Origin of the sequence: Paraburkholderia dipogonis (genome assembly GCF_046027395.1) — a bacterium.
In the GTDB taxonomy this organism is placed as follows: domain Bacteria; phylum Pseudomonadota; class Gammaproteobacteria; order Burkholderiales; family Burkholderiaceae; genus Paraburkholderia; species Paraburkholderia dipogonis_A.
The window spans coordinates 19,022-41,957 of the sequence record NZ_JAQQEG010000002.1 but is presented as its reverse complement, the minus strand read 5'-3'; the positions used below and the strand labels follow the sequence as shown (position 1 = coordinate 41,957).

General features: G+C 61.7%; 23 protein-coding genes. 7 read left to right on the top strand and 16 right to left on the bottom strand.

Annotated features, from left to right (window positions below; all coding sequences use genetic code 11):
- Position 1 precedes the first annotated feature (1 nt).
- Both PQR32_RS02470 and PQR32_RS02465 read right to left on the bottom strand, forming a co-directional pair.
- Positions 2–895, bottom strand: coding sequence for a LysR family transcriptional regulator (locus PQR32_RS02470; protein WP_408221999.1), 894 nt, complete (start codon positions 893–895; stop codon positions 2–4).
- A 78-nt stretch (positions 896–973) separates the two neighbouring features.
- Positions 974–1,603: a TetR/AcrR family transcriptional regulator gene (locus tag PQR32_RS02465; RefSeq protein WP_408221998.1), complete on the bottom strand. Its 630-nt coding sequence runs from the start codon at positions 1,601–1,603 to the stop codon at positions 974–976.
- 155 nt (positions 1,604–1,758) lie between these two features.
- Here PQR32_RS02465 and PQR32_RS02460 point away from each other — a divergent pair, with 155 nt between their 5' ends.
- On the top strand, positions 1,759–2,889 hold the full coding sequence (locus tag PQR32_RS02460; protein WP_408221997.1) for an alkene reductase: 1,131 nt from the start codon (positions 1,759–1,761) through the stop codon (positions 2,887–2,889).
- Positions 2,890–2,926: 37 nt separating this feature from the next.
- Complete coding sequence (locus tag PQR32_RS02455; protein WP_408221996.1) at positions 2,927–3,328, top strand: nuclear transport factor 2 family protein; 402 nt, start codon at positions 2,927–2,929, stop codon at positions 3,326–3,328.
- Between the two features lie 15 nt (positions 3,329–3,343).
- Here the strand turns inward: PQR32_RS02455 and PQR32_RS02450 are convergent, their stop codons facing one another.
- A complete protein-coding gene (locus tag PQR32_RS02450) occupies positions 3,344–4,093 on the bottom strand; it encodes a maleate cis-trans isomerase family protein (protein WP_408221995.1) in 750 nt (249 codons plus the stop codon).
- Positions 4,094–4,179: 86 nt separating this feature from the next.
- Complete coding sequence (locus tag PQR32_RS02445; RefSeq protein WP_408221994.1) at positions 4,180–5,532, bottom strand: MFS transporter; 1,353 nt, start codon at positions 5,530–5,532, stop codon at positions 4,180–4,182.
- Positions 5,533–5,789: 257 nt separating this feature from the next.
- Between PQR32_RS02445 and PQR32_RS02440 the strand changes: the two genes are divergently transcribed.
- Positions 5,790–6,785 (top strand): LysR family transcriptional regulator, encoded by a 996-nt coding sequence (locus tag PQR32_RS02440; RefSeq protein ID WP_408221993.1) that lies wholly within the window; start codon positions 5,790–5,792, stop codon positions 6,783–6,785.
- Between the two features lie 186 nt (positions 6,786–6,971).
- Positions 6,972–7,937 (top strand): D-2-hydroxyacid dehydrogenase family protein, encoded by a 966-nt coding sequence (locus PQR32_RS02435; protein WP_408221992.1) that lies wholly within the window; start codon positions 6,972–6,974, stop codon positions 7,935–7,937.
- A 19-nt stretch (positions 7,938–7,956) separates the two neighbouring features.
- On the opposite strand, the gene PQR32_RS02430 is transcribed toward PQR32_RS02435, so the two are convergent.
- The 8 genes from PQR32_RS02430 to gcvA all read right to left on the bottom strand — a co-directional run bounded on the left by PQR32_RS02430 (position 7,957) and on the right by gcvA (position 15,558).
- A complete protein-coding gene (locus tag PQR32_RS02430) occupies positions 7,957–8,373 on the bottom strand; it encodes a universal stress protein (protein ID WP_408221991.1) in 417 nt (138 codons plus the stop codon).
- A gap of 120 nt (positions 8,374–8,493) precedes the next feature.
- On the bottom strand, positions 8,494–8,838 hold the full coding sequence (locus PQR32_RS02425; protein ID WP_408221990.1) for a hypothetical protein: 345 nt from the start codon (positions 8,836–8,838) through the stop codon (positions 8,494–8,496).
- 174 nt (positions 8,839–9,012) lie between these two features.
- Positions 9,013–9,711, bottom strand: coding sequence for a response regulator (locus PQR32_RS02420; protein WP_408221989.1), 699 nt, complete (start codon positions 9,709–9,711; stop codon positions 9,013–9,015).
- A gap of 20 nt (positions 9,712–9,731) precedes the next feature.
- Positions 9,732–10,313, bottom strand: a complete 582-nt coding sequence (gene kdpC, locus PQR32_RS02415; RefSeq protein ID WP_408221988.1) for a potassium-transporting ATPase subunit KdpC — start codon at positions 10,311–10,313, stop codon at positions 9,732–9,734.
- A 19-nt stretch (positions 10,314–10,332) separates the two neighbouring features.
- Positions 10,333–12,396 carry a potassium-transporting ATPase subunit KdpB gene (gene kdpB, locus PQR32_RS02410; protein ID WP_408222447.1) on the bottom strand — a complete coding sequence of 688 codons (2,064 nt, stop codon included), beginning with the start codon at positions 12,394–12,396 and terminating at the stop codon, positions 10,333–10,335.
- An 85-nt stretch (positions 12,397–12,481) separates the two neighbouring features.
- Positions 12,482–14,290 carry a potassium-transporting ATPase subunit KdpA gene (kdpA, locus tag PQR32_RS02405; RefSeq protein WP_408221987.1) on the bottom strand — a complete coding sequence of 603 codons (1,809 nt, stop codon included), beginning with the start codon at positions 14,288–14,290 and terminating at the stop codon, positions 12,482–12,484.
- A complete protein-coding gene (gene kdpF / locus PQR32_RS02400) occupies positions 14,287–14,382 on the bottom strand; it encodes a K(+)-transporting ATPase subunit F (RefSeq protein ID WP_028193906.1) in 96 nt (31 codons plus the stop codon). The genes kdpA and kdpF overlap by 4 nt, the downstream gene beginning before the upstream one ends.
- 267 nt (positions 14,383–14,649) lie before the next feature.
- Complete coding sequence (gene gcvA / locus PQR32_RS02395) at positions 14,650–15,558, bottom strand: transcriptional regulator GcvA (protein WP_408221986.1); 909 nt, start codon at positions 15,556–15,558, stop codon at positions 14,650–14,652.
- Between the two features lie 227 nt (positions 15,559–15,785).
- On the opposite strand from gcvA, the gene PQR32_RS02390 reads away from it, so the two are divergent.
- The 3 genes from PQR32_RS02390 to PQR32_RS02380 all read left to right on the top strand — a co-directional run bounded on the left by PQR32_RS02390 (position 15,786) and on the right by PQR32_RS02380 (position 18,905).
- A complete protein-coding gene (locus PQR32_RS02390) occupies positions 15,786–16,628 on the top strand; it encodes an EamA family transporter (protein WP_408221985.1) in 843 nt (280 codons plus the stop codon).
- 359 nt (positions 16,629–16,987) lie between these two features.
- A complete protein-coding gene (locus PQR32_RS02385; protein ID WP_408204789.1) occupies positions 16,988–17,644 on the top strand; it encodes a peroxiredoxin in 657 nt (218 codons plus the stop codon).
- Positions 17,645–17,834: 190 nt separating this feature from the next.
- The gene (locus tag PQR32_RS02380) at positions 17,835–18,905 is read left to right on the top strand and encodes a rhodanese-like domain-containing protein (RefSeq protein WP_408222445.1); all 1,071 of its coding nucleotides are present in this window, start codon (positions 17,835–17,837) and stop codon (positions 18,903–18,905) included.
- A 67-nt stretch (positions 18,906–18,972) separates the two neighbouring features.
- Here the strand turns inward: PQR32_RS02380 and PQR32_RS02375 are convergent, their stop codons facing one another.
- From PQR32_RS02375 to PQR32_RS02360, 4 genes are all read right to left on the bottom strand, one after another.
- Positions 18,973–19,119 carry a hypothetical protein gene (locus tag PQR32_RS02375; protein ID WP_408221984.1) on the bottom strand — a complete coding sequence of 49 codons (147 nt, stop codon included), beginning with the start codon at positions 19,117–19,119 and terminating at the stop codon, positions 18,973–18,975.
- A gap of 101 nt (positions 19,120–19,220) precedes the next feature.
- Positions 19,221–20,330, bottom strand: coding sequence for a porin (locus tag PQR32_RS02370; protein WP_408221983.1), 1,110 nt, complete (start codon positions 20,328–20,330; stop codon positions 19,221–19,223).
- A 121-nt stretch (positions 20,331–20,451) separates the two neighbouring features.
- Positions 20,452–21,558 carry a hypothetical protein gene (locus tag PQR32_RS02365; RefSeq protein ID WP_408221982.1) on the bottom strand — a complete coding sequence of 369 codons (1,107 nt, stop codon included), beginning with the start codon at positions 21,556–21,558 and terminating at the stop codon, positions 20,452–20,454.
- The gene (locus tag PQR32_RS02360; protein WP_408221981.1) at positions 21,545–22,864 is read right to left on the bottom strand and encodes an MFS transporter; all 1,320 of its coding nucleotides are present in this window, start codon (positions 22,862–22,864) and stop codon (positions 21,545–21,547) included. Before PQR32_RS02360 ends, PQR32_RS02365 begins: the two co-directional genes overlap by 14 nt.
- Positions 22,865–22,936: the final 72 nt, after the last annotated feature.

Genomic DNA, 22,936 nt, shown 5'->3' with positions numbered 1-22,936 from the left:
TCTACGCTTCCTGCATGAGTCCGCCGATCTGCTCGCGTAGCCAACGATGCGCCGGATCCCCCGTGACGCTTCGGTGCCAGTAGCAATGTGACTCGAGATTGGGGAGATCGAACGGCAGCTCCAGGATGCGTGCGTCATAACGCTGAAGGAGCGTTAGAGGTGCAGTAAGGACGAGATCGGTCCGCATCGCGATCAACGGGGCGACCAGATAGTGCTGAACCCGGGTCTGGATCGAGCGCCTGAGACCCAGCTTGTTCAGTTCCGCGTCGACCAGACCGGGCCCCTGCCGCCGGCTGGACACGTGAATGTGACCGAAGCCGAGGTAATCATCGATGGTTAGCTTCTTCTTCGAAAACGGGTGCTCCTGACGCAGCATGCAGGCATACCGGTCCCGGCTCAACGGCTCCTGCTCGAGGTATGGGTCGTCAATCAGAGGCGCATCGATCGCGAGATTGACCGCACCGCTCGCCAATGCTTCGGGCACCTCTCTGCGCGTCGTGAAATAGCTTTCGATGCGTATGCCGGGTGCGAGGCGTTGCAGAACTTCCTCCAGTGCAGGGAGTAGCAACGCCTCGGTCAGGTCGTTCATGCTAAGCCGGAATGTCCGTTCCGACGAGGCCGGATCGAATAGTTCTCCGGCATGGGTACTCGAATCGAGCAGCAGCAGTGCCTCGCGGACGCGCCCAATGATGTTTTCGGAAACCGGAGTCGGCACCATGCCGGCCGACGTGCTCACAAAGAGTTGATCATCGAACGCCTTGCGCATACGCGCCAATGCATTGCTGACAGCAGGCTGCGTGATGAATAGCAGCTCCGCTGCGCGCGTCAGGTTGCGCGTTTTATAGACTGCTTCGAAAACAACAAACAGATTTAGATCAATCTTTGATAGACGCATTGTCGGTTTCCCTGACGCCACCTGGAGTGGTAGTCCTTCTTTCGCACGCGAATACACCGTTGAAACGCGGCCAGAAAGTCAGCGTTTGCCCTGCCCCTCTTCCAGCGCGAATTTGCTGAGCAGCATCTGACGGTTCGCGTTCAGTATTTCCTCTCCGAGTTGGGGATTGGCGTCGGCTACCGCCCGCGACAGGATGAGCGCACCGACCATCTCGCTGTAGAACGCGATTGCCTCCCGGCGCGCTTCGCCCGTATCTCCGCTTTCGTCGCGCTGTTCCGCGACAAGCGCTGTCAATGTTTCAAGCATCGTTTGCAAGCCGCTTGCAAAGTGCGACTGTGCCTCATGCCCAAGCCGGCGCACGTCCGCGGTGAGGCCGGCTATCGCGCAACCCTGCTCGATATCGCTGCAATGCGTCCCGGACAGGTAAAAGTCCACCTGCCGCTTCAGGCGATTCCCGCCCGGCTCGAGCGGCGCGGCAATGGCTTCTGTCAGGTCGCGGTTGGACTTGTCCATCGCAGTCGCCACGACTTCAGCGGCCAGCGCCTCCTTCGATTCGAAGTGGTTGTAGAACCCGCCCTGAGTAAAGCCCGCGGCCTTCATCAGCGCGCTCAGGCCCACACCATCGATTCCATGCGCACGGAACAACTTCTCCGAAGCCGCAATGATGGTCTTCCGGTTCTCCACCGCCTGCTGTTTTGAAACGCCCATCGCTCAATGCTCCCACGCCCGTTGTCAGCTCGATTATAACCGTCTTCGAAAAATACAATGGTGATCGACATTGACTTTTCAGAATCGCTCCATCAAACTCGATGTCAATCACCATTGTGTTTGGGTGAATCCCTCAAACGTCGCAGGAAATGTCCATGAACATCGAAAGCAAGCAGTCCCTGCACAAGCCGATCCGGCTGGGGGACCTCGATCTGCCCAACCGCATCGTCATGGCGCCGCTGACGCGCATGCGTGCGGCGAATCCCGAGCTTGTCCCGACGGCCTTGCACGCCGAGTACTATGCGCAGCGCGCCTCGGCGGGGCTGATTGTCAGCGAAGGTGTTTTCGTGAGCCCCGACGCAGTAGGCTGGGCAGACGTGCCCGGACTCTGGAGCGAAGCCCAGGTGCGTGGCTGGAGCACGGTGACGGACGCAGTGCACCGGGCGGGCGGCCGGATCGTCGCGCAACTCTGGCATGCCGGTTCGTTGGGGCATCCGGATTTCCACGCCGGCAGGGCGCCGCGGTCCGCGTCAGCCGTCAACCCGGAGCAGCAAAGCGTGACCGCGGCAGGCCGCAAGGACACCGTGGTCCCGCGCGCCATGGAGAAGGACGAGATCCGTCGCACGGTCGCCGACTTCGGCCGGGCCGCACGTAACGCGATCGCGGCCGGCTTTGACGGCGTGCAGATCCAGGGCGGCTATCACTACCTGTTCAATCAGTTCCTCAACGTTCGCACCAATCGGCGTACGGACGCATACGGTGGTTCGACGCAGAACCGGGCGCGCTTTCTGTTCGAGGTCGTGGAAACCGTGGTCGAGGCAGTCGGGGCGCAGCGCACCGGCATCAAGACGGGGCCTGCAACGTCGGAGACGGGCGCATTCGTTTCCAATGACGAAACGCTTGCCACCTCCGAATATGTGATCGACCGGCTCAACGAATTCGATCTCTCTCATCTGCTGCTGATGGGCGCAATGACCGACCTGTCGGCGACCCCGCTGGCCCCGCTGGCCACGTTGGCCGGAGACGGCATGTTCCGCCATTTCCGCGAGTTCTACCGCGGCAATATCATCGCCAATGTCGATATGGATCGTGCGCGCGGCAATCGGCTGATCGAAGCCGGGCTCGTCGATATGGTCGCCTTTGGCCGACCGTTCATTGCCAATCCGGATCTGCCGGCACGCTTCGCCGCCGGTGCACCGCTTGCCGAAGTCGACTGGCCGAAGGTCTACGGCGCGACAGCCGAGGGCTATACCGACTATCCGTCCTTTCAGGCCGTGGCGGCATGACGCGCCGCCACGCCACCCACCTATCAGGAGAACCATCATGACCACCACGACCGAAGCAGCCAACAAGGCCTTTGTACTCGAAGCGTTCGACACGCTTTTCAACCAGCGCGACTACGCCGCAGCCGAGCGTTTCTGGTCGCCCAACTATATCCAGCACAGCGCGCATATCGCACCGGGGCGCGACGGTCTGTTCAACCTGATCAAGACCCTGCCGCCGACCTTGCGATACGAACCCGGCGTGATCGTGGCGGATGGCGATTACGTGATAGTGCATGGGCGCTTTTCAGGTCATGGGCGTCCCGCCGCATGGATCGCTGCCGATATCCTGCGCTTTGCGGACGGCGTCCTCGCCGAGCATTGGGACGTGCTGCAGGACGAGGCAACCGAGGCCGAATCGAATAGCGGCCTGCCCATGTTCGGGAATAGCTTTCCGCGCTGACTCGGCCGTTGCCGATCACGCGCCGGAAAGCAACGCTCCCGCGCCAGGGACGATCGGCTCGAGCTTGAGATGATCCAGCATGCGCCGCACGGTGCATACCGCGGTCGAGACGGTGCGGATTCCCAACATGTCCTCGATGCGTTGAATCGCCGGCAATGAAGGCATCTGGACGCATGCGGACGCCACCACGACGTCAGCGCCTTCCGTGTTCAGGCGCCGAACGTCGTCGACCAGTTGCATCGGATCGCGCATTCCGACTTCGAGGTTGTCGGGAATTTCAAAGCAGAGGGAATCGATCACCTCGATTCCTTCGTTTTCGATGTAAGCGACGACCAGGTCAGTCAACGGGCGCATATACGGCGCCATCAGCGAAATCCGACGAGCGCCCATGATCTTCAGACCTTCCACCAAAGCTCCCGCGGAGGTCATGACTGGCGCGAGGCAATGATTGGCACGCGCGACCTCCAACAGCTCGCGTTCAGTTTCACGATGATAGCCGGGCCCCATCGCCATGATCGCGACCAGGCACGCGGTGCTCATGACATCGACACGAGCGTCGGCAAGTTCCGCCGCGCAGCGCAAGCCCTCCTTGTTCATCGCGACCAATTCCTCCTTCGTGACCTTGTGCATTCTCATCCGGCTCGAATGAAAAGTGAACCGCTCGGGGCGAATGGCTTCACGGGCACGAAACATGGCCGGAATCTCGGTTTCCATGGTCGTATTCGAGCTTGGAACGATCTGTCCAATACGAAAGTTTTGAGGCATTTTTCAAATCTCCAAAATACAGTTAGGCATCCAAAATGCCGGAAGGATTTTCGTGACGTCCTGATCCGCGTGAAAAAATCGTGGTCTCAGTCCGGCATGCCCGCGCCACGCGTCTCAGGCAAGAACCAGGGCAGCACGATGCCGACCAGATACACGGAGCCGAGTGCCAACGCCGCCTGCGACACGCCACCAAACGATTTGATCATGCTGCCCGCGATGATCGGGAAGACCCATGCGATCAGGCGCGCCGCGTTGAACACGAAGCTGATCGCAGTGGAACGCACGCTGGAACCGAAGAGTTCACAGGGGTAGATCGCCATCCAGACATAAGCACAGCCCAGGGTGAAGAAGCCATTGATCGGCGCCACGATCATCATCGCTTCGACGCTGGTGGTCAGCTTGTACGTGACGAACGTCGTGATCAGCGAACCGACGAACGTGAGTGACAGGAAGGCCCGCCGTCCGATGGCATCTACCACGAAACCGGCGATCATGTAGGCCGCAATCGCACCAACCGTGTAAGCAATCGATATCTTCGAGCCCCACGACAACGCGTCGGGGATCCCCTCGGCTTTGGCGAGCGACACGGTGAAGGTCGGCAGCCAGCTTGAAATAGCCCACCAGCCGACGGTCGTGACGATCGACAGCACGAGCAGGAGCAGCGTGCGGCGCAGCGCTTCGGGTTCATTGAACAGTTGCGTGAGCGTGAAGGGACGCTTCTCGGATGCGGGCGCGTCGCTCGCAGCCTGCCCGGTGCTCGTCGCGCTCCAGCGCTTCTCGCGCACCGCGCGTTGCCATTTCTCCGACTCGCTGACCCCGCGGCGAATGTACAGCACAAAGAGCGCCGGGACTGCGCCAAGCACGAACATCAGCCGCCAGGTTTCGGCGCCGAATGGGTGCGTCGATGAAAGCGCATACCACACGACCGCTGCGATCAGCGTGCCCCAACCGAAGCCCGATTGCAGGAAGCCGGCCCCTTTCGCGCGAGCCCGCTCCGGCCAGGTTTCCGACAGCAGCGCGACGCCCGTGCTCCATTCACTGCCCATTGCGAGGCCAGTGAGGAAACGCAGCCCGCACAACACCCAGAAGGTCTGCGAGAACGCAGTCAGCCCCGAAAACAACGCATAGAGAAATACGGACCAGAGCATCATCCGCTTACGGCCGACATAGTCCGCGAGAATCCCGCCGATCAGACCGCCCGCTCCCCAGCCGAGCAACGTGATGCCGATTACCAGACCGGCGTAGGTCGTGGGCGACGCGGCTTGCTCAGGCGAGAGCACCGAATGCAGCATCGGTCCAAGAACAACGACGAGCGCCAGCGCTTCGTAGCCGTCGAAAATCCAGCCGAGGAAGCTCGCTTTCAGTACACGCCAGTGCATCGCAGTGAGACCGTCGTACCAGTGCGTTCGCGAGTTCATCGCTAGCTGTTTGTGTTCCATCTCTCGTCTCCTTCATATTTTCAACAGAGTTTTTCAGGCGGTCCGGTCTCATAGCGCCGGTACGCGCGGCGCTGCAACATATCGAGCAATTGGGCGGCGGTGTACCATGTTGCACCGGCGGCGGCCAGGACAACGCCGCCTCCCTCGACATAAAATCGCGCAGCGCGCTGCCGGCCCCGCGTCTTGATCTGGTCCTGCGAGGATCGATCTCTATGGCACATAGGATGCCGGTTGCCGGGCGGATTGAAAACTTCTCAATGTTCAATACAGGCATCGCCAAACGCGATGGGTGCCAACCGACCGGATATTCCCCCGAAGGAGTGAGGATGCGTGTTTCAGCAGATCGGCCGTTGCGACTCGACATGGAGTCCCTGCGCATTTTCGTGGCGGTCATCGAGGAGGGCAGCATCGCCGCGGCGGCGGCCCGCACGCACATCGTGGCATCGGCCGTCAGTAAGCGCGTATCGGATCTCGAAGACGACGCCGGCACGCCGCTGCTATATCGGCACAGCCGCGGTGTTCAAGCGACGCCTGCGGGCGAAGCACTCTATCATCACGCGAAGCGGCTAAGCGAGCACCTGCAGCAAATATCGGATGAACTATCTGAGTATTCGGCAGGATTGAGGGGCCATACCCGGATTTACGTGAACTTTACCGCCATGGTTCAGTATCTGCCCGGCGTGCTGCGTTCCTTTCTGCGCGCCAATCCAAACGTGCGGATCGACATGGTCGAGAAGTCGAGCGATGAAGTGGTGCAGGCGATCGCAAGCGGCGTCGCCGATCTCGGCATCTGCTCGGCAACTGAGGACTCTCTCGGCGATCTGCAGTGGCGCCCGTACAGCGTGGATAAGCTGGTCGTGATCGTGCCGTCGGATCATCGGCTCGCCGGGCGCGCAAGCGTGAGCTTCGCGCAAGCTCTGGAAGACGACTTCGTCAGCATGCCCTACGGAACGTCCATTTCCAAATTGTGCCGCGCCGCCGCCGAGCGTGACGGCAGCCGGCTACGCGTGCGCATCGAGGTGACAAGCTTCGAGGGCGTGCGCAACATGGTCAGCGCGGGACTCGGCATCGGCGTGCTGCCCAAGGGAAGCGTGACACCTTATATGCATTCGGCGCCGTTTCGCGTCGTTGAGCTTGACGAACCGTGGTCGCTGCGGCCGCTGTCCATCATTGCGCGCAATTTTGACACCCTGCCGCTTCCTGCACGCATGCTGGTCGATCACCTCGAAGCACATCATGAGAATGACTCGTGAGGACCGCCGCCGCTCAACGTTTCCTCCGACACCGCGCATGGCCCGATAGCTCACCGACTGCGCCATCGCGGTTCGCGATGGGTGGCGTCGCGAGTTATTGATTTACGCCGTCGGCCGGGTTTCATAGCATTCTGTTCGGAAGTTCAGATCACGGTACCAAGCGTTTCAATTCCCGGAGTGCGCAATATGAACGCCAAATCCCCCATCAAGGTCGCGATCCTCGACGACTATCAGAACGTCGCGTTGAGCATGGCAGACTGGTCGCCCCTCGAGAGCCGCGCGGACGTGACGGTGTTCAACGACCACGTCGCTGATATCGGGAACCTGATTCAACGCCTGCAGTCATTCGACGTCGTATGCGTGATGCGGGAACGCACACCGCTGACCCGCGAGGTCATCGAAAGCCTGCCGAACCTCAAGCTGATTGCCTCGACCGGCGCAGGGAATACGTCGATCGATCAGGATGCGGCTGCGGAACGCGGCATCGAAATTCGTCATACGGGCTATTCGTCCACGCCGACGATCGAGCTGACGTGGGCGCTGATTCTCGCGATGGCCCGCAATATTCCCCTCGAAAATCAGTCACTGCGTCAGGGAGGCTGGCAGCTTTCGCTTGGCGATGAACTCGCGGGAAAAACGCTCGGATTGCTGGGTCTTGGCCGCGTGGGCTCGGCTGTCGGCATCATCGGGCGGGCATTCAGAATGAACGTCATCGCCTGGAGCCAGAATCTTACCGAGGAGCGCGCCGTGGAAAAAGGCGCGCAGCGAGTCAGCAAGGATGAACTGTTCTCCAAGGCAGATTTCTTGTCGATCCACGTGCGGCTTAGCGAGCGAACCGCAGGTCTGGTCGGTGCGACGGAATTCGCACAGATGAAACCCACGAGCCGGCTGATCAATACGTCGAGAGGTCCGATCGTCGACCAGGTCGCACTGCTTGCGGCACTCACGACCGGCCAGATTGCCGGCGCCGCACTGGATGTATACGACGTTGAACCGCTCGACAATCCGCACCCTCTGCGCGAGTTGCCCAATGTGCTCGCGACGCCTCATATCGGCTATGTATCGAAGGAGCTATATCGCACCTTCTATGGCGATACGGTGCGTAACATCGTTCAGTGGCTCGATGAAAGCGGAAGTTCTGCGCAAGGCTAGCGGAGGAGATGGTCACTTTTCAGTGAACCATTGTCACCGGCGTAAGCGTCCGCCTCGATAACGACGCGAGCATGGCGAGCCTGCGGAAGAAACCCATATGACTGGCGTCGATCACCATGACGTCGGGCCGGGTCGTGGCTGCATAATCAGCAATCGCTTTGGTGCGGTGACCGAAGATTCGCTTCCAGTGATAAGGCACCCCGGCTTCTTCGAGAATGGTTCGAGCGTCGATCAAAGCCTTCAGCATGGCGTGCTTCTCGTGGCGCACCAGTGAGCTTCGAGTGTGGAAAGCTGCTGCACGTCCTTCTGCGACGGGCTCGAGAACTTCCAGTAGTTCGACCTCCGTTACGCCGTGCTCGAGAAACATGAACGCAGCATAGCGGGCTGCTTCGACTGCACCGCCATGGTCGAGGACGGGGATCAGCATTCGTATCATCCAGAACTCCTGGAAGCCGGTATCGCTTTCAGCTTAGCTAACGCCACGTTAATACAGTGTAAAAGTACTAGTCTTTTGGGCACAATTACACGGATGCGGCCAACCCGACGTGCCGCCCTGCTAGGCCTGTATCGCCGCGGGGTTCAATTCGATATGCAGGATGACGAGCCACCGCTTCGGGCAGTCGCCCGCGATCTGCACGTCCTGCGTGCCGTCGCCGCCCTTCTTCACGAATCCCTTCTCGCGCGCGAAGCCAAATGCGCGCCGCGCGTCGGCCTGCAGCCATAACGTCACCATCCCGCACGTCACACAGCTGAAAAGCCAAACGGCTTGATGCGGTGGCGCGGAATCGAGTTGCTCCACGAAATACGTGAAAATAGTCGTGAGAATCTGGTTTGTGACGAAGGCGATGGCCACCACCTTGCACAGCCCCCTGAATACCATCGCGGGTCTTGACGATGTCATGGAAGTCGGACGCCGGACTCGACGGTCACGCGACCCTGCGTTTGTTTGAATGCCATATCGGCTCCAGTAGATCTCTTCATCTCTTTGCAGCGCAAAGCCAGTCACCCACTATACGAAGTCCGCGGTAAAGACCGCGCAACGATTGCTGGCGATGCCGTAAATATTGTGTGAAATTCACCTCACGCCGACCAGCCGGTACCCCACGCCCGACTCGGTGATGATGTGTTCGGGGCGCGCCGGATCGCTTTCGAGCTTGTGGCGCAGATGCCCCATGTAGATCCGCAGGTAATGGTGGTTATCGGTTTGCAACGGACCCCATACCTCGCCGAGCAGTTGCGCATGCGTCAATACCCGCCCCGGATGACGCACCAGCGCCGACAGAAGCCGGTATTCGATTGGACTGAGATGGACGATACGGCTATCGCGCAGCACTTGCCGCTCGCCAAGATCAACCGTGACCAGGCCGAACCGGACCTGCGGCGAGCCGACCCGCCCGCCGGCGGCCTGCCTGCGCAAATGGGCACGAATCCGTGCACCTAGCTCGGGCAATCCAAACGGCTTGGTCAGATAATCGTCGGCGCCGGCATCGAGCGCGGCGACCTTGTCTTCCTCGCGGCTGCGCGCCGACAAGACGATCACCGGCATCGCCGACCAGGCGCGCAACTGACGGATCACGTCGATGCCGTCCATGTCTGGCAAGGCGAGATCGATGATGACGAGATCCGCGCGCCGCGTCGCGGCCTGTGCGAGACCTTGTGCGCCGGTCTGCGCTCCGAACACGTTCATCCCGTCCGCTTCGAGGTGCGTGCGAATGAAGCGGCTTATGGTCGTGTCATCGTCTATCACGACGACTGTTATGGTGGGGTCCCTCATAGAGGCCGCGAGCGTCGACATCAATGCATTGGCTTGACGTCGTCCAACGCAAGGTTGAGCTGAAGCACGTTCACACGCGCCTCGCCGAGAATGCCGAACTGCCGCCCCTGCGTATTGCTGGCGACAAGATCGCGCACCTGATCGACCGGCAGGCTTCGCGCTTTCGCCACGCGTTCGACCTGATAGGCCGCGGCCGCCGGGCTGATTTGCGGATCGAGCCCGCTGCCCGAGGACGTCACCAGATCCACCGGCACTGGTTGCGACATGTCGTTACCCGCGGCTTTCAAGGCATCGAGACGGCCCTTGAGTTCGTCCGCGAGCGCGGGGTTGGTCGGCCCGAGGTTCGAACCGCCCGAACTCTGCGCGTTGTACGGCATGGGGCTGGTGGCCGACAGGCGTCCCCAGAAATAGTACGGCGCGTCGAACTGCTGACCGATCAGTTTCGAGCCGACCGGCTTGCCGTTCTTCTCGATCAGACTGCCGCCAGCCTGTGCCGCGAAGGCGCCGCGGCCGAGGGCCGTGACGACGACCGGATAGACCACGCCCGTGATCACGGTCATCAGGATGAACAGGACGAGTACCGGGCGAATCAGCGTTTTCATGATCTCCACTCCGTTGTGGTCAAGCCCAGCCGAACACGTTCAGCACCATATCGATCAGCTTGATGAACGGGAACGGCAGCAGAATCCCGCCCAGCCCGTAGATCAGAAGATTGCGGCGCAGCAGCGACGCGGCGCCCAGCGGCCGGTATTTCACGCCCTTGAGCGCAAGCGGAATCAGCGCGACGATGATCAGCGCGTTGAAAATCACCGCCGACAGAATCGCCGACGATGGCGAACTCAGATGCATCACGTCGAGCACGCGCAACTGCGGATAAGTGGTCGCGAATGCCGCCGGGATGATGGCGAAATACTTGGCGACGTCGTTGGCAATCGAGAACGTGGTGAGCGAGCCGCGCGTCATCAGCATCTGCTTGCCGATCTCCACGATCTCGATCAGCTTGGTCGGATTGGAATCGAGGTCGACCATGTTGCCGGCTTCCTTCGCCGCCTGCGTGCCGGTGTTCATGGCTACCGCCACATCCGCCTGCGCGAGCGCCGGCGCGTCGTTGGTGCCGTCGCCGGTCATCGCGACGAGGCGTCCTTCGGCCTGGTGCGTGCGAATCGTCGTCAGCTTGGCCTCGGGCGTGACCTCCGCCAGAAAGTCGTCCACCCCCGCTTCGGCGGCGATGGCCGCCGCGGTCAGCCGGTTGTCGCCCGTCACCATGATGGTCTTGATGCCCATCTTGCGCAGTTCGGCGAAACGCTCCTTGATGCCGCCCTTGACGATGTCCTTCAACTCGATCACGCCCATGCAGCGCGCGACGCTCTCGCCCTGGCCTAGCTGCGCGACCACCAGCGGCGTGCTGCCGCGCCGCGCGATTTCCGTGACCGCGGCCGTCAGTTCGGCCGGAAAGCGGCCGCCATGAGTTTCGACGAAATGCTTGATCGCATCGGCCGCGCCCTTGCGTATCTGGCGGTCGGGCAAATCGACACCGCTCATGCGCGACTGCGCGCTGAACGAAAGGAACGTCGCCTGCAGTGCGTGCATATCGCGTTCGCGGATATTGAAGCGCTGTTTCGCGAGCACGACGATGCTGCGCCCTTCCGGCGTTTCGTCCGCGAGCGAGGAGAGTTGCGCGGCGTCGGCGAGCATTTCCTCGGTGACGCCCGGCGCCGGCGTGAAAGCCGATGCCTGGCGGTTGCCGAGCGTGATGGTGCCGGTCTTGTCGAGCAGGAGCACGTCGACGTCGCCGGCCGCTTCCACCGCGCGCCCTGACGTGGCGATCACGTTCGCCTGCATCATGCGGCTCATGCCCGCCACGCCGATCGCCGACAGCAGGCCGCCGATGGTGGTCGGAATCAGACACACCAGCAGCGCCACCAATGCGGTAATCGTGACGACATGTCCCGCCTTCGCTGCTTCGACCGAAAACATCGAGAACGGCAGCAGCGTGGCGGTCGCGAACAGCAGCACGAGCGTCAATGCGACGAGCAGAATCGTCAGGGCGATTTCATTCGGCGTCTTCTGACGCTTCGCGCCTTCCACCATCGCGATCATCCGGTCGAGAAACGCCTCGCCCGGATTCACGCTGACCCGCACGACGATCCAGTCCGACAGCACGCGCGTGCCGCCCGTCACCGACGAAAAGTCGCCGCCCGACTCGCGGATCACCGGCGCGGATTCGCCGGTAATCGCCGATTCGTCGACCGATGCCACGCCTTCGATCACTTCGCCGTCCGCCGGGATCACGTCGCCGGTTTCGACCAGCACGACGTCGCCTTTACGCAGATCGGTCGCGGTCGTGATGCGGATCGGCGACTTGGGGTGGGAGTCTTGCAGCTTCTTCGCCATGACGTCGCGCTTCGCGCCGCGCAGCGACGCGGCCTGGGCTTTCGAGCGTCCCTCGGCGAGCGCCTCCGCGAAGTTGGCGAATAGCACCGTGAACCACAGCCACAACGCAATCGCGAGGATGAACCCGGCGGGCGCCTCGGCCTGGCCGCCGAGCGCGGCGATCCAGAGAATGGTCGTCAGAATGCTGCCCACGTACACGCAGAACATCACCGGATTGCGCAACTGGTGACGCGGCGCGAGCTTCTTGAACGAGTCGACGAGGGCCGGCCGGGCAATGGCCGGGTCGAACATCGAGCGCGCGGCATTGCGCGCCTGGCCGATGTTGCCAGGCTGATGAACCGGGGGTTGAAATCCGTTGCTCATGCTGTCCTCTCAGTCAATGTCCCGCGACCATGATCAGATGCTCGACGACGGGGCCGAGCGCGAGCGCCGGCACATACGTCAGTGCGCCGACCAGCACCACCGTGCCGAGCAGCAGCACGACGAAGAGCGGGCCGTGCGTCGGCAAGGTCCCGGCGGTCGCGGAGATGCGCTTCTTGGCAGCCAGCGACCCTGCGATCGCCAGCACCGGCACAATCGAGCCGAAGCGGCCGAACCACATGGCGATGGCCAGCGTGGAGTTATAGAACGGCGTGTTCACCGACAAGCCGGCAAACGCACTGCCGTTGTTATTGGCCGCGGAACTGTAGGCGTAAAGAACCTCGGAGAAGCCGTGCGGCCCCGGATTGGAGATGCCCGCCGTGCCGGCAGCCGCCAGCACGCCGATCGACGCTCCGACCAGCACGAGCAGCGGCGTCAGCAGCACGGCGATCGACACCATCTTCATCTCGTACGACTCGATTTTCTTGCCGATGTATTCCGGCGTTCGCCCGATCATCAACCCGGCCACGAACACCGCCAGCAATGCGAACACGAGCATGCCGTAGAGGCCCGAGCCGACACCGCCGAAGATCACCTCGCCGAGTTCGATCAGCAGGAGCGGGACGAAGCCGCCCATCGGCGTGAGTGAATCGTGCGTATTGAGGACCGCGCCGCACGAAGCCGCCGTGGTCGCGACCGTGAAGATGCCCGATTGCGCGATTCCGAAGCGGGTTTCCTTGCCTTCCATGTTGCCGCCGGACTGCGTGACCGACGCGCTTTGGTCGACATGCAGCGTCGAATACAGCGGATTGCCGCTCTGCTCCGATGCAATCTCACCCCAGCAGGCCACCGCGAAAGCAATCGTCATCGCGGCGAGTACCGCATAGCCTTGACGCCGGTCGCCGACCATCCGGCCGAACACGAGGCACAACGCAGCCGGAATCAACAGCATCGCGATCATCTGCACGAAGTTGGCGAACGGCGTCGGGTTCTCGTACGGGTGCGCCGAATTGCCGTTGAAAAAGCCGCCGCCGTTGGTGCCGAGCATCTTGATCGCTTCCTGCGACGCAACCGGACCCATCGCGATGGTCTGCTTGTCGGCCTTGTTGTCCACCATCACGGGATTGCCCTTCGCATCCTTGACCGCGTTGCCCTGGGCATCGGTCTTCGGCGTCTGGTACGTCGTGACCTGCAGGGTCGGCACGTCCTGGTACGATTCGAAGTTCTGGATCACACCCTGACTGACAAACACAAGCGCGATAACCGTCGCGAGCGGCGCGAGAATATAGAGCGTGATACGCGTCAGATCGACCCAGAAGTTGCCGATCGTTGCTGTCGTATGACGTGCAAAACCGCGAATCAAGGCGACCACGACGGCAATACCCGTAGCGGCCGACAAGAAGTTTTGCACCGTCAGAGCCGCCATCTGCGTCAGGTAGCTGACGGTGGATTCCGGCGTGTAGTCCTGCCAGTTCGTGTTGGTCACGAAGCTGATTGCCGTGTTGAAGGCGGCGTCCGGCGTCATGGGGCCGAAGCCTTGTGGATTGGCGGGCAGCCATTGCTGGATGCGCAAAAAAGCATAGACCGCGAGCACGCCGAGCGTGTTGAACACCAGGACGGCTAGCGCGTAATACTTCCACGACATCTCAGCCGTGGGATCCACACCCGCCAGCTTGTACACCGCTGCTTCGATCGGCCGTCCAATGCGGCGAACGACGACCGACGAACCGTCGAGCACCGCGGTCATGTAGCGGCTGAGTGGAATCGCGAGCGCGATCAGCACGACGATGAAAACGCCGGGCTGAAACAGGTTGTTGAAGTTCATTCGAGTGCCTCCGCGCGCAGCAAGGCGTAGACGAGGTACGCAAACAGAATCAGCGTCGAGGCCGCCGCAAGCCAGGTCATCCAGGTAGTCATGGACGGCCTCCCGGCGCGCGGCGAAGCTTGTCGCAGCCAACCACGAACGCGGCGACGAGGCCGCTGAATGCAACGATTGCAATGATGTAAAGCAGATCCATGGCGTGGCCTCCCACATCGGACTTCCGCACCATCGAATTTAGGAAACTCCGCGTAAACGCGCCGTTAAGAGAGCACGGAGATTCGTAAAAAACGTGGACCTGGTGTGGGGGACCGTTGCGCGTGGATGCCCAGATTGGACATCGCGAGATTGCGGTGAGCTCGCGTCTAAGGGGCCGTCTCCGTTTGTGACCGCATCCCTTCGTGCTCGAGCCATGCGCGGAACAGCACGACCAGCTCATCCGCCAACTTCCCATCCGGAACGTAAGTGCAATAGCTCCGCGACGGCAGACGTGGGCCTGCGAACGGCGCGACGAGCCGGCCGGCCGCGAGATCGTCGGCGACCAGCGCAGTCGGTCCCATCGCGATGCCTATCCCGTCGATGGCCGCTTGCAACGTCAGATAGAAGTGGTCGAAAGTGAGAGCGGCCGCCGGCCTGATCGCGGAAATCTTTGCGCTCGCCAGCCAGTCCGGCCAAACCCGCGGAAGACTCGACGTATGCAGCAACGTGTGCTGCCGCAAATCGTCGGGCGTTCGAAGCGGCAGTCGCTGCAACAGCGCCGGACTACAGACAGGGACTCGCTCCTCGGACAGGAAAGGCCGCATCGAGTAGCCATAGAACGTATCCGGCCCGCCCCGGACGATGATGTCGTAGGTCTCTTTCAGACTTTCCAACGACTCGTTCGACGTCTCCACCTTGACGTCCACAGCGGGATGCGCGGCGCGGAATGTCGCCAGTCTCGGCACCAGCCAGCGCAGGGTGAATGTCGCGGGCGCATTCACGGACAGTGTCCGGGAGACCGTTTCGGGGAAACCGTATCTCGCCGTTGCCTGCGAGAGTTGCTCGAACAAAGGACCGATTTCCCCCAGATAGGCCTTCGCAGCCGGCGTCAGCGCGATGCGCCGATTGTGCCGTTCGAACAACGATGCGCCGAGCCACTCTTCGAGCGCGCGCACGTGCTGGCTTACTGCACCGTGAGTCACGTGCAATTCCGCGGCGGCTTCCTTGAAGCTGCCGAGACGGCCTGCGGCCTCGAAGGCGCGCAATGCGTTGAGCGGTGGCAGGGTCCGTTTCATTCGCAAGAGTTTATCTAACGCGAATCCGCAATTTATCTGGTTTGCCGAGCCTCCACAAGATAGATATTCTTCTTGGTGTGCCGCCGATCCTGGCGTGGGCGGTCACAAGCCGGCGAGCGGACCTGGAACGCTTTTTCCAGTTCAGTTCGCTGACATCTCGCGCCCCACAAGTGGCGCCTGTCCGCGTGGAGCATGATCTCCCGCACTCATTTCGGCCTTGAACCTGCATGCTCAGTTATACCGGCGGCCTCGTCCTCTTTGCCGCCCTGCTCCACGCGAGCTGGAACGCGATGCTGCACGGCAACCGCGACCGGTTCCTGTCCATGACGTGGATGAGCATCGCCATCGCGGCGGTCGCCACGCTCGTGGTCCTGTTCACGCCGTGGCCCGCCGGCGCGGCCTGGCCGTACATCGCCGCATCGGGGCTCGTGCATATCGTCTACAACGTCAGCCTCGTGCGGGCCTATCGCCGCGGCGATCTGGCGCAGGCGTATCCGATCGCGCGCGGCTCGTCGCCGCTGCTCGTCACGCTCGGCGCGGCACTGTTCGCGCATGAGGCGATCGGCCCCTTGCACGCTCTCGGGATCGCGATGATATCGGGCGGCATCATCGCGCTCGCGCTGCAGGGCGGGCGCGTGTCGCGCGCGGGTGCACTGGCCGCGCTGACGACCGGCGCGTCGATCGCGCTCTATACCGTGATCGACGGCATCGGCGTGCGTTTATCCGGCGGCCAGGCGCTCGCCTACACCGCGTGGATGTTCCTGTTCTATTGGCTGATGCCGGTGCTGTTCGTCGCGATGCGCGGGCTCGCGGCGCTGTGGACACCGGTGCGGGCGGAGCCAATCGCCGTCGGCTCGTCGCTCGCTGGCGGCCTGGTGTCGATCGCGGCGTATGGCATCGTGATCTGGGCGATGCAGTCAGGCGCGATGGGCGCGGTATCGGCGTTGCGAGAGACCAGCGTCGTGTTCGCGGTGCTGATCGGGCGCGTGTTTCTGCGGGAAGCGGTGAATGGAAGGCGCTGGCTCGCGTGCGTGATCGTCGCGGGTGGGGCGGTTTGTCTGGGCCTTTGACCAGACAAGATCCCAATCCGCCCAAATCAAAGGGTGATTTCCCTTTCTTCGGAGTGCAAGCAAGCTTGTTGCCACGGCGGCGGAATCTCCCTACAGTCTGCCAACTGCGAAAGTGTTTTTTGTTCTACGCTATAGGTGCGGCCCGCAGCGCGTCCCGATGTCTGTCCCGCATCACGGCTATCCGGGAAAGCCTCTGACTCTGCTGCACCCCGTAGATGGTCCTCCAGCGCGGTACGGTGCACCCGGCCGGAGGTGATCTCGAGCCAGTCCTATCGCCACTCAACACTCCGGCAGCCCGGCGGTCATCGCTCCGACCACGGCACTCGAACCTTGGTGCACCCGACCTATGGAGACTAACGATGTCTATTCGATTAGGGGAAGACGCTCCCGATTTCACCGCGGAAACCACCGAAGGGACGATCCATTTTCACGAGTGGATCGGCGACCATTGGGCGGTCCTGTTTTCGCACCCGAAGGATTTCACTCCCGTTTGCACCACGGAACTCGGCTACCTGGCAGGCCTCAAGCCAGAATTCGATAAGCGCAACACGAAAATTATCGGGCTCAGTGTCGATCCCGTCAGCGACCACACGGAGTGGGTCAAGGATATCGCGGAGACGCAGGGCCACGAGGTCGGCTATCCGCTGATCGGCGACTCGGACCTGAAGGTCGCGAAGCTCTACGACATGATTCACCCCGAGGCGAGCGGCGGTGGCCCGCGCACCGCGGTCGACAATGCGACCGTACGCTCGGTGTTTCTCATCGGGCCGGACAAGAAGGTCAAAGCCATGCTCGTTTATCCGATGAGCGCCGGCCGCAATTTCGACGAAGTGATGCGGCTGCTCGACGCGCTGCAGCTCAACGCGAAACACACGGTGGCGACACCGGTAAACTGGAAACCGGGTGAAGACGTCATCATTCCAACGTCCGTTTCCAACGATGCCGCGATGCAAAAATATCCGCAGGGTTTCAAAACCGTGAAGCCTTATCTGCGGTACGTTGCGCAACCGAAGTAAAGCGCTCATTGATGGGAGCCGCGAGTGCCGGGCAGGGCGAAGTCCGGCGCTCGATGTGAGTCCGGCTGCATCGATGCGCCCGGCTCTCTGAACGGGGCTGCGGCCATTTCGACTGCCTGCAGGGCAGTTGGCGGCCGCACGGGCCGCCTACTTAAGCGCTCGCAGGAGCGGGCCGCGGAGCGAAATCGTGTTGATCTTCCGGCAGCTATTCGATCAGCAATCGTCGACCTACACCTATCTTCTTGCCGATAGCACGAGGCAAGAAGCGGTGCTGGTCGATCCGGTATTCGAACAGGTGCGCCGAGATGCCGCCCTGATCGAAGAACTTGGATTGCATCTGCTTTATACGATCGACACCCACGTCCACGCCGATCACGTGACCGGTGCATGGATGCTGAATCGCCGCATAGGCAGCAGGATTGCGATTTCGGCTGCGAGCGGTGCCGAAGGCGCGGACCGCTACCTGAGCCACGGCGACAAAATCGAGTTCGGCGCGAGATACCTGACGATACGCGCGACACCGGGTCATACCGATGGATGCATCACGCTCGTTCTCGACAACGAGACCATGGCGTTCACCGGCGATTGTCTGTTGATCAGAGGCACTGGCCGCACGGATTTCCAGCGCGGCGACGCGCACGCCATGTTTCGCGCGGTGCATGGCCAGATTTTTACGCTGCCCACCGCGTGCCTGCTCTACCCGGCTCACGACTATCGCGGTTTGACGGTCACGAGTGTGGGCGAGGAGCGGCGCTTCAATCCACGCCTTGGCGGCGAACTGTGCGAAGACGATTTCACCGGATACATGACGAACCTGCACCTGCCGCATCCGAAGCAGATCGACGTAGCGGTGCCCGCGAACCTGAAATGCGGTCTCGCGGCGAGTGTCCCCGCGCAGATGACGGAGCCCGATTGGGCGCCACTGACATGCAGCTTTGCGGGCATCTGGGAAATCAATGCGCAGTGGCTCGAGGAAAATCTGCGTGCTGTCGAGATCATCGATGTGCGGGAACCTGACGAGTTCAATGGACCGTTGGGGCGCATTCCCGCAGCCAGGCTCATTTCATTGGGCGAGCTCTCCGGCCGCACCGCTGAACTCACGAAAGAACGCCCGATCGTGACCGTCTGCCGGGCCGGCGGACGGTCGGCACAAGCCACGGTCATGCTGCGGCAGGCTGGATTCGAGCGGGTTGCCAATCTTGCCGGCGGTATGCTGCGCTGGCGTGCGGAGGGGCGCGTCGTTGAAAACGGCAGTGTGTGACGGTGACTTTTATTGATGGCGAACTGTCGACCAGGCGCCGTCTAAGCCAGCCGATCTTCGCTGAGAATTAGAACGTCAACGCGACACGTCCCTCATCGTCGGGCTCGAACCAATCCGGATTGCGCTCGGTGACCGGTCCAAGGGACACCAGAATTTCACGCAGATGGTCGGGCATCGCTTCTTCAGCAGCGTCGCGATCGCGGGCCTTCAACACGCTGACGATGCGCGCGTGCTGTTTGCGGCCATCGCGACCGGACCCGCGGACGCCCGATCGTCGAGTAGACCGCCGATCATGCCCACGTATCAAACAGAGCCCTAAAACAAGGTACGTATCCCCACGCGCACCGCCGTCGACGATTGCCCGGTACTCACATACTCGCCGTTCGCAAACACAGGCGCCGCGCCACCGCCGAGAAACACGGGCGCAGCGCCGCCTGACGCGCGCAGATACGTTGCACTCGTGTAGACGTCGGTGCGCTTGGACAATGCATAGTCGAGCAGCACCGTCACGTTCTGCCACTTCTGCGCTTCGAGTTTGCTGTACCAGTAGCCGCCCATCAGCGTGGTGGCAGGCGTGAGTTGAAATACTTCGTTAGCCTCATAAGTGGTCATCGATCCGTTGTCGTCGCGAACGCGGAAATGCGTATCGGTGAACAGCAGACGAGTTAGGCTGCGGCCAAAGCGGTAACTACCACCAATGCCGAAGCTGCTGACGCTATTCGCAATCACCGGGCCGGCAGGCAAATCGGGAAATAGCGTGGTGCCTGCCTGCGTCGGCGCATTCAGGCCAAGGTCATGCGTGTCCGTGTAAGCCGCGCCGAGGTTCAGCGGACCATTCGAATAGCGCAGTCCGAAGGCGATCACACGGCCGGTACCCGCGGGAACGGATTGCGAAGGAAACGCGTACAACGCGCCCGCGGAGAATCCGCCGTAGTTCGGCGACGTGTACTTGAGCGCGTTGTTGATATGCAGCGTGCCGGCCAGGTGATCGAAGTCACCCGGATGCCACGCATATTGGCCCGCAACCTGGCCCATCGCGAACTGAGTGAGGTTGTCCCAGAAGAAGTCGTATTGCTTGCCGAGCGTGAACGTGCCGTATTTCGGCGCGCTCAGGCCCAACCACGCCTGGCGGCTGAACAGAACACCGGATTGCACCATCGTGCCCGAATAGAGATTGAAACCGTTCTCCAAAACGAAAACGACTTTCGTGCCGCCGCGGATATCTTCCACGCCGCGCAATCCCCAGCGATTGGACTGAATCGAGCCGTCGTTCGCGACAAACGTGCCGTGGCCGTTCAGATTGCTGAAGTACGTCAACCCGGCATCGATAATGCCGTACAACGTGATACTGCTTTGCGCATGCGCGATGTGGCTGCTCAATGCCAGCGCTGCGGCCGTGCTCAAGCTCAAGGCAAACTTTTTCATTGCTCGTCTCCAGGTTTTATTTTTTAAAGGCAAAGCGGCGCCCTCCCGTGCCGAAGGGATATCGGTTCCCGTGGGGAATTGCCCGGCGGGCCGCCGGGCCAGTCAGTGTTCGACGAAGCTGCTAACCGTTGAAGCGATACACCGTCGAGTCGATACGAAAGCGGATGTCAGCGCTCAGGCTATTGCTGACGGCAAGATAGGGCTGCCCGTCGATCATGAAACTGCAGGCGTCCGTTGCAGCGGAAGTCTCGAAAGACTCGACGAGTTCGAAACGGTCCTCGCACCATTTGAAGATTTGCGATTGCGGCACGACTACCGGTGCTTTCGGCGTACCAGTGATGAAGCACACGCGCACCAGATAAAGGCCTTGCTCGCCGTCGATCAGACAGAGTTCGCGTCCGCCCGCCTCGCCGAGTACCTGCACGGCCACGAACTGCGAGTCGTCGAATCGGTACAGCGTGGTGTGGTTGAGCAGATTCGCGTGAAGCATCCACAGCGCATCGTTCGCTTCGAAGAAACGGAATGTGCGGCCGCCGTTTTCATCCAGCATCTGAAACGTTTCGAATCGCTCACCGTTCCAGCGATAAATTGGCGAACCGCCGACATGGTCCGCATACGCGAGATAGTGTTCACCACCGAACGAGACGAACGCGAAGTTGTAACCCCACTGTCCATCGAGCGTCTGAAACGGCACGAAGCGCTCGCCGTCCCACTCGAAAATGCGCGACGTGCGGGAATTTATTGGCTCGACGCCTTCAATCACCACCCCTTGAGCCAACGCGAGAAAATGCCGTGCACCGAGCGAGAACGCGAACCATTGCTTCGCGGCGAAAGTCGGAAAGTGCTGCAACGGTACCCATTCCCGCTCGATCCGTTCGTAGACGGTTGCGTCGCAATCGAGTTCGTAAGGACCCTTTCCAGTTCGAATTCCGGCTGTCGCCAGAAACTGCCGTCCGCTGATCCTGAAGTACGCGAGATCTTCGCCACCCGGCAAAGACAACGCTTCATGCTCGACAAAGCGGCCATCCTGCCAGCGGTAAATCGGCGCATCGATGTCGCTGTCGCCGCCGTTCATGTACGGCGCTTCACCGGCCACATCCTGCGCCAGTTGCGGCACGCCGAGGAACGTGCCCTCGTCGTTCGTAAAGACTTCCACCGCCCGCGCGCCGCTCGTGGGTAGTTGCTGCAGCGGTGTGAGCAAAAATCTGCTGCGCTCAGTGTTTGCCATTCCCTAACTCCGAACCTGTGATTGCAAAGGACGCAGACGCGAGCGCCGATCCACTCTCCTCGCGCGGCCGCCACATATTCGCGAGGCCAATGCCGAGCGCACCGCCCACCGCGAGTAGCGCGGCGACCATGAACAGCGTGTCGAACGGCAGATGTTGCGACAGCAGAATGCCGCCTGCCAGCGGCCCGATGATCGAGCCGGTCCGGCCGATCGCCATCGCCCAACCAATGCCGGCCGCGCGGACGTCGGCGGGAAAGAGACGGCTGGCGATCGCCGGAAACGTCAGTTGTCCGCCGACGAGGCACGCTCCCACCGCGAATAGCATGGCGAACGCGACGTTGCCCGCGCCGATGATGTGCCCCAGCGCGAGCGTCAACAGCGCGCCGCATAGAAACGAAATCGCCACCGGCACGAATGGTCCGCGTTTGCCGACCAGCGTCGAGATCACCAGCGCGCCGGCGATCGCGCCGATGTTCAGCACCACAGCACCGAGCGCTGCACGCGCCGGCGCCACACCGTTCATGTTCAGGATGGTCGGCATGAAGCTGACGAGAAAGCCCGACAGAATCATGCTCGAGAGCACGCCGAACCAGAGTGCCAACGTGGCGGCGAGGCGGCCGCCGGCAAACAGATTGCCGAATAGCTTGCCTGGCAAACCGGTTCGATGCGCCGCGCTACGCTGTCGTGCCGCGGCCTGTTCTGCGCGAGAAACGGTCTGCTTCGGGATCACCAGCAACACCGGGATGAGCGCGACCAACGCTGAGGCGCCGCCCATGACGAACACGAATGGCCAGCCGAAGCGCATCATCAATGCAGCGGTGATCGCGCCGCCCACCACTGCGCCGAGCGGAAAACCGATGAACATCAGAATCACCAGCGACGAGCGGCGTTGCGGCGAACTGCTTTCAGCCGTGATCGCGGCCACCGGCGGAATCGCGCCGCCCATTCCAAGACCGCCGATAAAGCGCAACGCGGCCAACATCGTTGCGGAAGTGGCGAACGCGCAGCCGAGCGTGAAAATGCCGGTCACGCACAACGCAAGCACCAGCATGGGACGACGCCCGAAGCGGTCCGCCAGCGGACCCACGATCAGCGAACCGAGCACGGTGCCGACGAAACCCGCGCCGAATACGCGTCCCAATGACGCGTGATCGATCTGCAACGACTTGGCGAGCAAGGGCGCGACGAACGACAACATCAAGGTGTCGAAGCCGTCGATCATCGACACCGCGAAGCACACGAGCGTGATGCGCAGCACATTGTTCGACGGCGGCCCGGCGGATTGCTCCAACCCAAAAGCGTTCATGACTGTCTCCATCCATCAAGGGCATTTGATTCAGCCGGCGCGCGTGCCCTGACACGCCGGTCGTTTTTTAGC

Bases quoted from the DNA above. Each gene is read 5' to 3' on its own strand.
- PQR32_RS02470 (WP_408221999.1), bottom strand. From the start codon at position 895: ATGCGTCTATCAAAGATTGATCTAAATCTGTTTGTTGTTTTCGAAGCA.
- PQR32_RS02465 (WP_408221998.1), bottom strand. From the start codon at position 1,603: ATGGGCGTTTCAAAACAGCAGGCGGTGGAGAACCGGAAGACCATCATT.
- PQR32_RS02460 (WP_408221997.1), top strand. From the start codon at position 1,759: ATGAACATCGAAAGCAAGCAGTCCCTGCACAAGCCGATCCGGCTGGGG.
- PQR32_RS02455 (WP_408221996.1), top strand. From the start codon at position 2,927: ATGACCACCACGACCGAAGCAGCCAACAAGGCCTTTGTACTCGAAGCG.
- PQR32_RS02450 (WP_408221995.1), bottom strand. From the start codon at position 4,093: ATGCCTCAAAACTTTCGTATTGGACAGATCGTTCCAAGCTCGAATACG.
- PQR32_RS02445 (WP_408221994.1), bottom strand. From the start codon at position 5,532: ATGGAACACAAACAGCTAGCGATGAACTCGCGAACGCACTGGTACGAC.
- PQR32_RS02440 (WP_408221993.1), top strand. From the start codon at position 5,790: ATGTTCAATACAGGCATCGCCAAACGCGATGGGTGCCAACCGACCGGA.
- PQR32_RS02435 (WP_408221992.1), top strand. From the start codon at position 6,972: ATGAACGCCAAATCCCCCATCAAGGTCGCGATCCTCGACGACTATCAG.
- PQR32_RS02430 (WP_408221991.1), bottom strand. From the start codon at position 8,373: ATGATACGAATGCTGATCCCCGTCCTCGACCATGGCGGTGCAGTCGAA.
- PQR32_RS02425 (WP_408221990.1), bottom strand. From the start codon at position 8,838: ATGACATCGTCAAGACCCGCGATGGTATTCAGGGGGCTGTGCAAGGTG.
- PQR32_RS02420 (WP_408221989.1), bottom strand. From the start codon at position 9,711: ATGAGGGACCCCACCATAACAGTCGTCGTGATAGACGATGACACGACC.
- kdpC (WP_408221988.1), bottom strand. From the start codon at position 10,313: ATGAAAACGCTGATTCGCCCGGTACTCGTCCTGTTCATCCTGATGACC.
- kdpB (WP_408222447.1), bottom strand. From the start codon at position 12,396: ATGTTCGACCCGGCCATTGCCCGGCCGGCCCTCGTCGACTCGTTCAAG.
- kdpA (WP_408221987.1), bottom strand. From the start codon at position 14,290: ATGAACTTCAACAACCTGTTTCAGCCCGGCGTTTTCATCGTCGTGCTG.
- kdpF (WP_028193906.1), bottom strand. From the start codon at position 14,382: ATGACTACCTGGATGACCTGGCTTGCGGCGGCCTCGACGCTGATTCTG.
- gcvA (WP_408221986.1), bottom strand. From the start codon at position 15,558: ATGAAACGGACCCTGCCACCGCTCAACGCATTGCGCGCCTTCGAGGCC.
- PQR32_RS02390 (WP_408221985.1), top strand. From the start codon at position 15,786: ATGCTCAGTTATACCGGCGGCCTCGTCCTCTTTGCCGCCCTGCTCCAC.
- PQR32_RS02385 (WP_408204789.1), top strand. From the start codon at position 16,988: ATGTCTATTCGATTAGGGGAAGACGCTCCCGATTTCACCGCGGAAACC.
- PQR32_RS02370 (WP_408221983.1), bottom strand. From the start codon at position 20,330: ATGAAAAAGTTTGCCTTGAGCTTGAGCACGGCCGCAGCGCTGGCATTG.
- PQR32_RS02365 (WP_408221982.1), bottom strand. From the start codon at position 21,558: ATGGCAAACACTGAGCGCAGCAGATTTTTGCTCACACCGCTGCAGCAA.
- PQR32_RS02360 (WP_408221981.1), bottom strand. From the start codon at position 22,864: ATGAACGCTTTTGGGTTGGAGCAATCCGCCGGGCCGCCGTCGAACAAT.